We start from the raw sequence: 11,773 nt of genomic DNA, 5'->3' as shown, positions 1-11,773 counted from the left end.
GCATCGTCTCTCGCTCGCGAAGCCGTCGTCAGGAGTAGACCGTGCTGCAACCGCTGCATCCGCCCCGGGTCGCTGACGTTCCGCACCAGCGGGTGCCGGCGCGTGACAGAGATCAGGACGCCCCATGGCATACGGAGGCGGTGTGCCGGCGCGACGAGGCCGGGCTGTTCTTCGCCCCCTCCAAGGAGCCCACCGCGGCCCGGCTGTCCCGTGAGGAGGCCGCCAAGCGGGTCTGTGCGCGCTGCCCGGTGATGGTCGAGTGCCGGGAGCACGCGCTGCTCCAGCCCGAGCCGTACGGCGTCTGGGGCGGGCTCACCGCCGCCGAGCGGCGTGTGGTGCTGGCCCGGCGCCGCCGCCGCGAGGTGGAGCTGAAGAAGGCCACGCGAGGGGCGATAGCCGCGGCCGGCTGAGTCTGCGCGTCGGCGCGTGGAAGGGGCACGGCTCCGCACCGAGGTGCCCCTCCTCATCGAGCCGCAAGTGGCCTTGCCCGCCGCCTACTTCGCGTGGTCGAAGTCGACCGAGCTGTAGGCGCGCAGCTTGCTCAGCCGGTGCACGGACTCGATGCGGCGGACCGTGCCGGACTTGGAGCGCATGACGATCGAGTCGGTCGTGGCCGTCTCGGACCGGTAGCGGACACCGCGCAGCAGCTCGCCGTCCGTGATGCCGGTGGCGACGAAGAAGACGTTCTCGCCGGAGACCAGGTCGTCCGTGGTCAGCACCCGGTCGAGGTCGTGCCCGGCGTCGAGGGCCCGCTGCCGCTCCGCCTCGTCCTTGGGCCACAGCTTGCCCTGGATGGTGCCGCCCAGGCACTTCACGGCGCAGGCCGAGATGATGCCCTCGGGGGTGCCGCCGATGCCGAGCAGCAGGTCGATGCCGGTGCCCTCGCGCAGCGCCAGGATCGAGCCCGCGACATCGCCGTCCGAGATCAGCTTGATCCGCGCGCCGGTCTCCCGGACCTCCTTGATGAGGCCGTCGTGGCGCGGCCGGTCGAGGATCACGACGGTGACGTCCTCGGGCGCGGACTGCTTGGCCTTGGCCACGCGACGGATGTTCACGGACACCGGGGCGTTGATGTCGACGTAGTCGGCCGCCTCGGGGCCCGTGACGAGCTTGTCCATGTAGAACACGGCGGACGGGTCGAACATCGTGCCGCGGTCGGCGGCGGCGAGCACCGCGATCGCGTTCGGCATGCCCTTCGCGGTGAGCGTGGTGCCGTCGATCGGGTCCACGGCGATGTCGCACTCGGGGCCGGTTCCGTCACCGATCCGCTCCCCGTTGAAGAGCATCGGGGCCTCGTCCTTCTCCCCCTCGCCGATGACGACGATGCCGTTCATCGACACGGTGTGGACGAGGTTCCGCATGGCACGTACAGCGGCACCGTCGGCGCCGTTCTTGTCTCCGCGGCCGACCCAGCGGCCCGCGGCCATCGCGGCGGCCTCGGTGACGCGGACCAGTTCCAAGGCGAGATTGCGGTCAGGAGCCTCGGAGGGAACTTCCAGTTCGGACGGCAAATGATGATTTTCGGTCATCGGAGCACACCTTTCTGTACGGCGACGGCCGGGTGAGGGTGGTCCCATGACTCTATCGCCGGGCAGACAAAATGAGCACAGGGGCCAACGGATGAGCAGACCCTGGCACCTGCGACGATAAGAGGCGTGGCAGGTTTGAAAGGCAAGCAGAAGACCGTCCGGGACATGATTCTCTCCCTCGGCCTGATCGGGCTGATGGCGGGCCTCATCTATCTCTTCATCCCGCATGACGACCATGCGCCGGAGCTGGAGCGCGTCGACTACCGGGTCGAGCTGCTCACGGCACGGCGTGCGGCGGCGTACCCGGTCGCGGCCCCCGCGGGTCTGCCCGACACCTGGAAGGCCACGTCGGTGCGGTACGACGCCGAGCCCGCCTCCTCCTGGCACCTCGGCTTCCAGGACCCCGAGGGCGAGTACGTGGCGGTCGAGCAGTCGACGCAGAAGGCCGCCACGTTCATCGAGGAGGCCACGCACGGCGCCCGGGAGACGAAGGTCACACAGGACATCGGCGGCCAGAGCTGGCAGCGCTACACCGGCGGCCGCTACCGCGCGCTGGCGCTCAAGGGCGACGACTCCACGACCCTGGTGACCGGAACGGCGTCGTTCGCGCAGCTCACGAAGATGGCGGAGGCGCTGCGGACGAAGTGAGACCTCGGCGGCGGCTGCCCCGCTGAGGAGCCTCGCGGCCTTTCGGACCGGTTGTGCGCAAGGGGCCCTCGGTGTGATCACCGAGGGCCCCTTACGCATGTACGCGGGTCCGGTCCCAGGTCAGACCGTGGTGATGACCTGGTCGAACGCCAGCCGCGGGGAGCGCGGGTACCAGGCGTTCTCGGCGGGCCTGCCGATGTTCACGATCATCAGCGGGGTGTGGTCGTCGTCCAGGAACTCCTTGCGGACGCCCTCCGCGTCGAAGCCGGTCATCGGGCCCGCGGCCAGACCGGCGGCGCGCACGCCGACGATGAAGTACGCGGCCTGGAGAGCGGCGTTCAGCGCGGCGGAGCCCTCGCGGACCGGGCGCGCGGTGAAGAACAGGTCCTTGGCCTGGGGGACGGCCGGGAACAGCGTCGGCAGCTCCTCGTGGAACTCGTTGTCCGCGGCGAGGATCGCGACCAGCGGCGCGGTGGCCGTCTTGGGCCGGTTGCCCTCGGCCATGTGTGACACCAGGCGCTCACGGGCCTCGGGCGAGCGGACCAGCGTGATGCGCAGCGGGGTCTGGTTGAACGCGGTCGGGCCGTACTTGACCAGGTCGTAGATCGCTCGCACCTGCTCGTCGGTCACGGGCTCGTCCGTGAAGGCGTTGGCGGTGCGGGCCTCACGGAACAGCAGGTCCTGGGCGGCGGGGTCAAGAACGAGGGGCATTGCGTGAACTCTCTCGGTGGTGCGTCGCAACCCGGATTCAGGGTTGACGAAGCGACCGTACGAGAAGGTCGGTTCAAGGTTCAACAAAGCCCTGGCCTGCGGTGATCGAGTTCACAGCGCGCCCGCGGTCACCCGGAGCCCTCCGCGCCCTCCTCCTCGGCGAGCGCCGCGTCGAGCCGCTTGCGGGCGCCCTCCAGCCAGGTCCGGCACACCTTGGCCAGCTCCTCGCCCCGCTCCCACAGCGCCAGGGACTCCTCGAGCGTCGTCCCGCCGGCCTCCAGGCGCCGTACGACCTCGATCAACTCGTCCCGCGCCTGCTCGTACCCGAGCGTTTCGTCCGTCTTGCTGGTCATACCGCCCACCCTATTTCTCGGCCTTCGCGGCCTGTTCGGCCTTCTCCACGTGAACCGTGAACGCGCCCTCGGCGACCCGCGCCCGCAGCGCCTCGCCCGCCGTCACCTCGTCCGGCGTGCGCACGACATGCCCGTCGGGCTTCTGGAGCACCGCGTAGCCCCGCTGGAGCGTCGCGGCCGGCGAGAGGGCCACCACGCGCGCGTGCGTGTGCGTCAGCTCCGAATCGGCGCGGTCGAGCAGATGCCCGAGCGTGCGCCGACCCCGGTCGACCAGTGCGCTGACCTGGTCGGACCGCTCGTCGATCATGCGGTGCGGATGCTGGATCGAGGGTCGCGCCAGTGCGTGCGCGAGCCCGCGCTCCTCCCGTTCGACCAGTGCCAGCACACAGCGTCGCGCCCGGTCCCGTAGCGCCTGGACGCGCTGCACCTCCTCGCCGACGTCCGGCACGACCTTCTTCGCGGCGTCGGTCGGGGTGGAGGCGCGCAGGTCCGCGACATGGTCCAGCAGCGGGTTGTCCGGCTCGTGCCCGATGGCCGAGACCACGGGCGTACGGCAGGCGGCGACCGCTCTGACGAGCTGCTCGTCGGAGAACGGCAGGAGGTCCTCCACGCTGCCGCCGCCGCGCGCCACGATGATCACGTCGACGTCGTCCAGCGCGTCCAGCTCCTTCACGGCCTGGACGACCTGTGGCACGGCGTGCACGCCCTGTACGGGGACGTTGCGCACCTCGAAGCGGACGGCGGGCCAGCGGTGCCGCGCGTTCTCCAGTACGTCCCGCTCGGCCGCGGAGGCGCGCCCGCACACGAGCCCGATGAGCTGCGGCAGGAAGGGCAGCGGCTTCTTGCGCTCCAGGGCGAACAGCCCCTCGGCGGCGAGGGACTTCTTCAACTGCTCCAGCCGCGCGAGCAGCTCACCGACGCCCACGGGCCGTATCTCCACGGCCCGCAGCGAGAGCTGCCCCCGGGGGGCGTACCACTCGGGCTTGGCGTGGACGACGACCCGCGCCCCCTCGCTCACGACATCGGCGACCGCGTCGAACACCTGGCGATAGCAGGTGACGTTGATGGAGATGTCGTACGAGGGATCGCGCAGCGTCAGGAAGACGACGCCCGCGCCGGGCCGCCGCGAGAGCTGGGTGATCTGCCCCTCGACCCACACGGCCCCGAGCCGGTCGATCCACCCCCCGATGAGCCGCGACACCTCACCGACGGGCAACGGGGATTCCGCGGACGTGTTCACAGCCATGCGCCCGAGCGTAACGGCCGTGACCGACAACGCGGGTGGCGTGACGGGTGCGGAGTGCGCCGACCGGTACGTACTGGCCCGACCGGTACGCGAGGGCGTGCGGCCGGTACGCGAGGAGGCGCGGCCGGTGGCCGGTGGCCGGGAGGCCGCCCCGGTCCGCCGTTCGGCCTCGGCACGGGCGTTGCGCGGCCTTACGATGGTGACCATGACCGCTTCGCCTGGCCGCCGTGTTCTGCTCGCCGCCCCCCGGGGCTACTGCGCGGGTGTCGACCGTGCCGTGATCGCCGTCGAGAAGGCCCTGGAGCAGTACGGGGCCCCGATCTACGTACGGCACGAGATCGTCCACAACAAGTACGTCGTGCAGACCCTGGAGAAGAAGGGCGCGATCTTCGTCGAGCGGACGGAGGAGGTGCCCCCGGGCAACATCGTCATGTTCTCGGCGCACGGTGTCGCGCCGACGGTCCACGCGGAGGCCGAGAAGGGCCGGCTCGCCACCATCGACGCGACGTGCCCGCTGGTCACCAAAGTCCACAAGGAAGCGGTCCGCTTCGCCAAGGAGGACTTCGACATCCTCCTGATCGGGCACGAGGGCCACGAAGAGGTCATCGGCACCTCCGGCGAGGCCCCGGACCACATCCAGCTCGTGGACGGCCCCGACGACGTCGCGAACGTCGAGGTGCGCGACCCGTCGAAGGTCGTCTGGCTCTCCCAGACCACCCTCTCGGTGGACGAGACCATGGAGACGGTCGACGCGATCAAGGAGAAGTTCCCGCAACTGATCTCGCCGCCCAGCGACGACATCTGCTACGCGACGCAGAACCGCCAGGTCGCGGTGAAGCAGATGGGCGCCGAGTCGGACCTGGTCATCGTGGTCGGCTCCCGCAACTCCTCGAACTCCAAGCGGCTGGTCGAGGTCGCGATGCTCGCGGGCGCGCGTGCCGCGTACCTCGTGGACTTCGCGGACGAGATCGACGAGGCCTGGCTGGAGGGCGTGACGACGGTCGGCGTGACCTCGGGCGCCTCCGTCCCGGACGTCCTGGTGGAGCAGGTCCTGGAGTGGCTCGCGCAGCGCGCCTTCGAGGACGTCGAGATCGTCAAGACGGCCGAGGAGACCATCGCCTTCTCGCTGCCCAAGGAGCTGCGCCGCGACCTGCGCGCGGAGGCGGCGGACCTCATGGCGGAGCGCACCGGCGAGAAGTGACGCCGGGGCGGTGGTGCCGCCTCGTCGATCGGGACGTGCCGACCGGACGTACGTCGTACCGTGGTGCCCATGCAGATCTTCGGCGTGGACATCGGCGGATCGGGCATCAAGGGCGCACCCGTCGACCTGGACCGGGGCGATGTGGCGGAGGAGCGCTTCAAGGTGCTCACGCCGCATCCCGCGACGCCGCAGAGCGTGGTCGACGGCGTGCGGGAGGTCGTCGGCCACTTCGGCTGGTCGGGCCCGGTCGGGATCACGTTCCCCGGAGTGGTCGCGGGCGGCGGCACGATCCGTACGGCGGCGAACGTCGACCCGAGCTGGGTCGGCACGAACGCCCGCGCCCTGTTCGCCGACTGCCTGGGCGGCCTTCCGGTGACCGTGCTGAACGACGCGGACGCGGCGGGCGTGGCCGAGATGCGCTACGGCGCGGGGCGCGACCGCGGCGGCACGGTCATGATGCTGACCTTCGGTACGGGCATCGGCAGCGCCCTGTTCACCGACGGCGTCCTCGTCCCGAACACCGAGCTGGGCCATCTGGAACTCGGCGGCCACGAGGCGGAGAAGCGGGCCTCGACCAAGGTCAAGGAAGACCACGACATGTCGTGGGAGCACTGGGCCCGCCGGGTCCAGAAGTACCTGGTCCATGTGGAGATGCTGTTCTCCCCGGACCTGTTCGTCATCGGCGGCGGCGTCAGCCGCAAGGCCCACAAGTTCCTGCCCCTGATCGAGGGAGTGACCGCGGAGATCGTCCCGGCCCAGCTCCAGAACAACGCGGGGATCGTGGGGGCGGCGATGCGGGCGTCGAAGGATGTGCGGCCTGTGTGAGGGCGGCCGTAGGGCGGGACGACGAGGTGTGAGCCCGGTGGTGGTGGCCGTCAGGCCAAACGGCGGCGTTGTGCCAGGCGGCGACGCATCATCCGTACTCTGCGTACCGTCGCGATGACGCCCGCGATGAGTGTGCCGCCGTACAGCCAGCCCGCCTGCGTGGCGAGCGCGGTGACCAGGCCCACCAGGTGGCCGGCGAACCCCGCGTCCGCGTCGGCCACGACCAGCAGACCGGCGGCGTAGGCGAGCGGCACCACCACGGGCGCGGTCACCAGGTCCCCGCGCCGCACCCACAGCGCGGTCAGCGCGGCCACGGGGAGGAACAGCACGCCGTACGCGGTCATCGACGCGCCGAACAGCACCTGGTCGAGGCAGCCGAGCACGATCATGAGGGCCCCGCAGAACAGCCCGCCGCCGAGACCGGTGAGCCGGGGGTTGGGCAGCCGTCGAAGCCGCTGGATCAGCGGAGGCAGGCCCCGCCCGGGTGCCATAGGGTGCCGCGGGGCACCGACCGGCCCGCGGGCCGCCGGGCGGGGGGCCGGGCCGGGCCGTACCGAAGCGCCCCGCCGTCCCTGCGGGGGCAGGGGCGCACCGCGTCGCTGTTCGTGCTGCCCGGATCGCGTCCTGTGTTGCTCCACTGGACCAACTTAGGTCTGTTTATGTGCGGAATAGCCCCTCAGACACGCCGACGACGAGACCTTGGCCAAGCGTTCGATACGTCGCCGGTCCGCTGCCCGGCACGCCGTAGACTGGGGGATCGGCCCGCACACCTCCTGACGGACCCGGGCCCACGCAGCCCCAGTCCAGTCATCCTCCTCATGTACGGGAAGTCGCAACGTGTCGCTCACGATCGGAATCGTCGGCCTGCCCAATGTCGGCAAGTCGACCCTGTTCAACGCCCTGACCAAGAACGACGTGCTCGCGGCCAACTACCCGTTCGCCACGATCGAGCCGAACGTCGGTGTCGTCGGTGTCCCCGACGCCCGTCTGACCAAGCTGGCCGAGGTCTTCGGATCGCAGCGCATCCTCCCGGCGACGGTCGACTTCGTCGACATCGCGGGCATCGTGCGCGGCGCCAGCGAGGGTGAGGGCCTGGGCAACAAGTTCCTGGCGAACATCCGTGAGTCGGATGCGATCTGCCAGGTCATCCGCGCCTTCAAGGACGAGAACGTCGTCCACGTGGACGGCAAGGTCTCGCCCAAGAACGACATCGAGACGATCAACACCGAGCTGATCCTCGCGGACCTCCAGACCATCGAGAAGGTCCTGCCGCGCCTCCAGAAGGAGTCGCGGATCAAGAAGGACGTCGCCCCGAAGGTGAAGGCCGTCGAGGAGGCGAAGGAGCTGCTGGAGAAGGGCGACACGCTCTTCGCGCACGGCATCGTCCAGGGCAGCGAGCGCGCCGAGCTGCTGCACGACCTGCACCTGCTGACGACGAAGCCCTTCCTCTACGTCTTCAACGTCGACGAGGACGAGCTGATCGACGACGACTTCAAGAGCGAGCAGCGCGCCCTGGTCGCCCCCGCCGAGGCGATCTTCCTCAACGCCAAGCTGGAGGCGGACCTCGCCGAGCTGGAGGAGGACGAGGCCCTCGAACTCCTCCAGTCGGTCGGCCAGGACGAGCCGGGCCTGGCGACCCTGGCCCGCGTCGGCTTCGACACCCTGGGCCTCCAGACCTACCTGACGGCGGGCCCGAAGGAGGCCCGCGCCTGGACGATCAAGAAGGGCGACACCGCCCCCGAGGCCGCCGGCGTCATCCACACCGACTTCCAGAAGGGCTTCATCAAGGCGGAGGTCATCTCCTTCGCCGACCTGGTCGAAACAGGCTCGGTCACGGAGGCCCGCGCCAAGGGCAAGGCGCGCATGGAGGGCAAGGACTACGTGATGCAGGACGGCGACGTGGTGGAGTTCCGCTTCAATGTATAGGCCACGCGGTAGCATGGACCTGGCGAACTAGGCAAATATGCAGGTCAGGCGGGGCCGACCCGATTCCGGGTCGGCCCCGTTGGTGTACCCGCGGCTGGATGTTGGCTGGATGAACTGACGGCTCGTCACCTGTCGTCATCCGTCGTTCTTTGTACGGCGGCTGGATTCTGGCTGGAGTGGGCTGAACGAAGAGTCAGCGAGCCGGTATGTGCGGCGGGGCGGCGTCGTGCCCGTGTGGGGCGAGCATTTCGGGGTTCGCATGACAGGGGCCGGGGGTGGTGCCAGCGGCGCTGTCGCTGCCCGTGGTGGCTGTGTGCGGGGCGCCGGGGCGTGGGGTGGTGGCGCGGCTGGCCGCAGGGTCGAGTCCCCGGCGGGGCACTACACGGAACATGGGGGCGGGCGGAACCGCTGGTCTGTGGCGGACAGTTGGTGGTCGAGATGATTGTCCGGCTGAACCGGTAGCCGTCGACGCTTGGCCACGGGGGCGAGTTCCCGGCAGGAGCAGCCGAGGGGTGCGCCGGGCCCTCGCATCCGCGTGACGATCGGCATGGGGCCGGACATGCAGGTGTACACGGGTGCGGGGCCATGGCAAGTCGTCAGCAGACCTGCGCGCTCGCTCGAGTCGGGCTGGGGTGCCGCCAAGGCAGCGCTCGGCGCACTGCCGAAAGGAACTTGGGTCTCCTGGCTTCCTGTAGAAACCAGCGCACCAGGCTGTCCGGTGATCACTCAGAGAGCCACCCGAGCCGCCCGGATCCCCTCTGTGTCTGCCCATGTCACCAGCGCCCGAAGCTCGTTGCGACCCTTTTCGATGACGTCCAGGAGCCGTGCGGGTTCTGCGCCTGGCGGCAGCGGCGTATCGGCTACCAGATCGAGCAATGTGTACCTTCTGTCCAGCCATCGCCGCAGGGCCCGCCAGGTGCCGGTACGGGTTTCGGGCAGGTCCGGGTCCCAGGGATCGGCCTCGTACGGGGTACGGTCCTCGCCGAGCGCATGCAGGAGGCCGGAGCGGCGGACCAGGCACGGGTAGCAGAGGCCGCAGTGGGCGAATTTGGAATCACCGGGTTGGCGCACCGGGGAGGCGCCGCAGCTCAGCGTGGCCTCCAGCACGCGTTGCGGCAAGCCGACATTACGGGACGCGGCGCATGCCTCTCCCTTGGTGAGGTATGCGAAGGGATTCTCGACGCGGACCGCCGGGTCCGAGGTCGGCGTGTCCGGGTCAGCCACTTCCTTGATCACCTGGTTCAGGTGGTACAGCGTCCAAGGGTGCACCGAGCGCGTCGAACAGGCTCCGGACCGGGCGGTGGACAATGGGGGATTGACGGCGAGCTGACCATTCTCCGGCAGATGCACGATAGGCACCTTTTCCGCGGCGGCGGCGTGCACGGCGGATGCCGTGTAGAGCAGACCGCGCGAACGGGTGGAGAGCTCCAGTCTCCGTTCGCCGCCACCAGAGCCCCGTACGGTCTGGCTTTGGACGAGGCGACGCAGGGGGCGTGCACGCAGTCCGCACACGGCGTCGTACACAGTGTCCTGCGCTGCTTTCAGGTTGCGCTCCTCGAACATGATGAACAACAGGGAGCGCGTGCTCCGTTCGCTTGCGCGTTGGGCTGCCCAGCCCAGGGAGTCGAGCCCACCGGAGAACAGGGCGACCTCGCCCGCGTACTGCTCGGGAATCTCGAAAGGCACGTTCCGGGTGAACCCGGTATCCGGGTGCCGGAACGAAATCTCCCACCTGTCACCTGTCATGGTGCCCAGCAGTGCCGATAGCGCGGGCAGGGCCCGGTTCCATCGGTCGGGAGCCGTAACCGGCACAGAGAGAAGGATATGGCGGGTCCACTGGTCGAAGCAGTCGGCCCGGGATGCGAATTTGTCCGCGGCGAACACGGCGCGTGCCACCCGCAGAAGGTCGTCTGCCCAGTCGGGGGCGGGGCCGTGCAGTGGGCGGTGGTCCGCAAAACGCGAGGAATGTTCTGAGTAGACGCTGTCATCAAGAGACCGCCACGGATGCTTCGGTGATGTTGCGGTACCCGGAGAGGAAAGCCAGAAGAACTGCGTGCGAGTGTCCGTCATGCCGTGCTCACTTCCTCGTCCGACGTGCACGCTTCCGCTTCGCCTTCCTCGTCCTGACCATCTGTGATCAGCCCCAGTGCCCGTCCGGCTGACCGCGGCACCAACTCCCCGGCGACCAGCCGCAGGACACCCAGCGGATTGGTGGCGGCAGTCGCTGCCTGCTCTGCCTGTTCCACTTCCCCCGCCAGGTTGGCCGCCTCCTCACATGGGTTCGGCAGCAGGTCGAGGACGCGTTCGGCTATCCAGTCGGCGATGTGGTCCTCCGGGTCGAGTCCGTTCAGCAACGGAACCGCGAGCTTGACTTTCTCGGCGACGGCGAGGCGCAGAAATTCCGCCACCGTGTCTCCGAAGAACCACTGGTAGATCAGGCAGAAGAGCTCGCCGGTGAGGCCTCCGCCGGACGCGAGGGCGTTGGGGTGCTTGTGAAGGAACCGGTTCAGTCGGGCCGCGGTCGAGGCAACGGCCCGGCGTACCGCGACGTCTGCCATGGTGCCGCCGGTGCCCCCCACAGCCGTGACGAAGCGGGTCACGGCGTTATTGCTGTTCCCGGCCGGTGTCCAATTCTCAAGGGTCACCGTCAGCCGCTCTCCGCCCGCACAGACCGCCTCGAACAGCCCGAAGGTGTCCCGGTCTTCCCTCAGGGTGCGGTGGAGCACGTCAAGGTGGTCGGCTGCGATGTTGTCGAGGTTGCGCGCCGCATCATGCGCATCCGGGCCCGGCCGCCACGATGAGATCCGCTTGCTCACCCGGCTCCACTCGCCCGCCATGCCGGTGCGTCCGCTCGGTCCTGGCCATGTCGACGACGTGCCCACGCCCCACCATCCCTTCCAGCCGGCGTGCAGGAGTCCGGCGCGTCTCGCCCCTTCCAGGGGAGCAGGGAATGGCATGCGCGCAACAGGGCGCGACTGAGTCAGCCCATGCGCGGCTTCCGTACGGCATCCGTCGGTCCGGATAAGCGGGTGTGAGGCTGTCCTGGGCCACGCAGCGTGAGATCTGCGAAAGATGAGACAGCTGTGGCCACGCACTGTGATCGCATGGTTGCGTAATCCCTCTATGCGTCCGCAGCAGCAGTCCACAGGCTGGCAAGATTGGGATGCTGATCGCACCGCCTGATCCACGCAGCGCCGAACCAGTCGACCAGTACCGACTACGATGCTGCACTGTGTGCCGAGCAGGGTGCGGGGAGGCCAACGGGGGCAGATCGCGGCGGATACCGGCGGACGAAGACAGGTCCCCGCCGGCAAGCCCTCACCACCCAGCCGTG

General features: G+C 69.4%; 12 protein-coding genes. 5 read left to right on the top strand and 7 right to left on the bottom strand.

Annotation, left to right across the window (positions count from 1 at the left end):
• Positions 1 to 41: 41 nt before the first annotated feature.
• Positions 42 to 410 (top strand): WhiB family transcriptional regulator, encoded by a 369-nt coding sequence (locus ACZ60T_RS09050; RefSeq protein ID WP_365621679.1) that lies wholly within the window; start codon positions 42 to 44, stop codon positions 408 to 410.
• Positions 411 to 494: 84 nt separating this feature from the next.
• Here ACZ60T_RS09050 and glpX read toward each other — a convergent pair whose 3' ends face one another.
• Complete coding sequence (glpX, locus tag ACZ60T_RS09045) at positions 495 to 1,529, bottom strand: class II fructose-bisphosphatase (RefSeq protein ID WP_365621682.1); 1,035 nt, start codon at positions 1,527 to 1,529, stop codon at positions 495 to 497.
• Positions 1,530 to 1,655: 126 nt separating this feature from the next.
• Between glpX and ACZ60T_RS09040 the strand changes: the two genes are divergently transcribed.
• Positions 1,656 to 2,177 (top strand): DUF4245 domain-containing protein, encoded by a 522-nt coding sequence (locus ACZ60T_RS09040; RefSeq protein WP_469665366.1) that lies wholly within the window; start codon positions 1,656 to 1,658, stop codon positions 2,175 to 2,177.
• Between the two features lie 120 nt (positions 2,178 to 2,297).
• Here the strand turns inward: ACZ60T_RS09040 and ACZ60T_RS09035 are convergent, their stop codons facing one another.
• The 3 genes from ACZ60T_RS09035 to xseA form a co-directional block, all read right to left on the bottom strand.
• Positions 2,298 to 2,888 (bottom strand): malonic semialdehyde reductase, encoded by a 591-nt coding sequence (locus tag ACZ60T_RS09035; protein ID WP_365621688.1) that lies wholly within the window; start codon positions 2,886 to 2,888, stop codon positions 2,298 to 2,300.
• 128 nt (positions 2,889 to 3,016) lie between these two features.
• Positions 3,017 to 3,241 carry an exodeoxyribonuclease VII small subunit gene (locus ACZ60T_RS09030; protein WP_469665365.1) on the bottom strand — a complete coding sequence of 75 codons (225 nt, stop codon included), beginning with the start codon at positions 3,239 to 3,241 and terminating at the stop codon, positions 3,017 to 3,019.
• Positions 3,242 to 3,251: 10 nt separating this feature from the next.
• Positions 3,252 to 4,487 carry an exodeoxyribonuclease VII large subunit gene (xseA, locus tag ACZ60T_RS09025; protein ID WP_469665364.1) on the bottom strand — a complete coding sequence of 412 codons (1,236 nt, stop codon included), beginning with the start codon at positions 4,485 to 4,487 and terminating at the stop codon, positions 3,252 to 3,254.
• Between the two features lie 196 nt (positions 4,488 to 4,683).
• Here xseA and ACZ60T_RS09020 point away from each other — a divergent pair, with 196 nt between their 5' ends.
• Both ACZ60T_RS09020 and ppgK read left to right on the top strand, forming a co-directional pair.
• Positions 4,684 to 5,688 carry a 4-hydroxy-3-methylbut-2-enyl diphosphate reductase gene (locus ACZ60T_RS09020; RefSeq protein ID WP_469665565.1) on the top strand — a complete coding sequence of 335 codons (1,005 nt, stop codon included), beginning with the start codon at positions 4,684 to 4,686 and terminating at the stop codon, positions 5,686 to 5,688.
• A 69-nt stretch (positions 5,689 to 5,757) separates the two neighbouring features.
• The gene (ppgK, locus tag ACZ60T_RS09015) at positions 5,758 to 6,513 is read left to right on the top strand and encodes a polyphosphate--glucose phosphotransferase (protein WP_469665363.1); all 756 of its coding nucleotides are present in this window, start codon (positions 5,758 to 5,760) and stop codon (positions 6,511 to 6,513) included.
• A gap of 50 nt (positions 6,514 to 6,563) precedes the next feature.
• On the opposite strand, the gene ACZ60T_RS09010 is transcribed toward ppgK, so the two are convergent.
• Positions 6,564 to 7,004 (bottom strand): DUF6542 domain-containing protein, encoded by a 441-nt coding sequence (locus tag ACZ60T_RS09010; protein ID WP_469665362.1) that lies wholly within the window; start codon positions 7,002 to 7,004, stop codon positions 6,564 to 6,566.
• A gap of 346 nt (positions 7,005 to 7,350) precedes the next feature.
• Between ACZ60T_RS09010 and ychF the strand changes: the two genes are divergently transcribed.
• Positions 7,351 to 8,439, top strand: a complete 1,089-nt coding sequence (ychF, locus tag ACZ60T_RS09005; protein ID WP_365621703.1) for a redox-regulated ATPase YchF — start codon at positions 7,351 to 7,353, stop codon at positions 8,437 to 8,439.
• Positions 8,440 to 9,165: 726 nt separating this feature from the next.
• On the opposite strand, the gene ACZ60T_RS09000 is transcribed toward ychF, so the two are convergent.
• On the bottom strand, positions 9,166 to 10,509 hold the full coding sequence (locus tag ACZ60T_RS09000; RefSeq protein ID WP_469665361.1) for a 7-cyano-7-deazaguanine synthase: 1,344 nt from the start codon (positions 10,507 to 10,509) through the stop codon (positions 9,166 to 9,168).
• Positions 10,506 to 11,255: a hypothetical protein gene (locus ACZ60T_RS08995; protein ID WP_469665360.1), complete on the bottom strand. Its 750-nt coding sequence runs from the start codon at positions 11,253 to 11,255 to the stop codon at positions 10,506 to 10,508. The genes ACZ60T_RS09000 and ACZ60T_RS08995 overlap by 4 nt, the downstream gene beginning before the upstream one ends.
• Positions 11,256 to 11,773 lie beyond the last annotated feature (518 nt).

The organism is Streptomyces sp. NPDC104371, assembly GCF_055583785.1.
The sequence above is the reverse complement of the archived record's forward strand: the minus strand, read 5'-3'. Positions and strand labels throughout refer to the sequence as shown.

Bases quoted from the DNA above. Each gene is read 5' to 3' on its own strand.
- glpX (WP_365621682.1), bottom strand. From the start codon at position 1,529: ATGACCGAAAATCATCATTTGCCGTCCGAACTGGAAGTTCCCTCCGAG.
- ACZ60T_RS09035 (WP_365621688.1), bottom strand. From the start codon at position 2,888: ATGCCCCTCGTTCTTGACCCCGCCGCCCAGGACCTGCTGTTCCGTGAG.
- ACZ60T_RS09030 (WP_469665365.1), bottom strand. From the start codon at position 3,241: ATGACCAGCAAGACGGACGAAACGCTCGGGTACGAGCAGGCGCGGGAC.
- xseA (WP_469665364.1), bottom strand. From the start codon at position 4,487: ATGGCTGTGAACACGTCCGCGGAATCCCCGTTGCCCGTCGGTGAGGTG.
- ACZ60T_RS09020 (WP_469665565.1), top strand. From the start codon at position 4,684: ATGGTGACCATGACCGCTTCGCCTGGCCGCCGTGTTCTGCTCGCCGCC.
- ppgK (WP_469665363.1), top strand. From the start codon at position 5,758: ATGCAGATCTTCGGCGTGGACATCGGCGGATCGGGCATCAAGGGCGCA.
- ACZ60T_RS09010 (WP_469665362.1), bottom strand. From the start codon at position 7,004: ATGGCACCCGGGCGGGGCCTGCCTCCGCTGATCCAGCGGCTTCGACGG.
- ACZ60T_RS09000 (WP_469665361.1), bottom strand. From the start codon at position 10,509: ATGACGGACACTCGCACGCAGTTCTTCTGGCTTTCCTCTCCGGGTACC.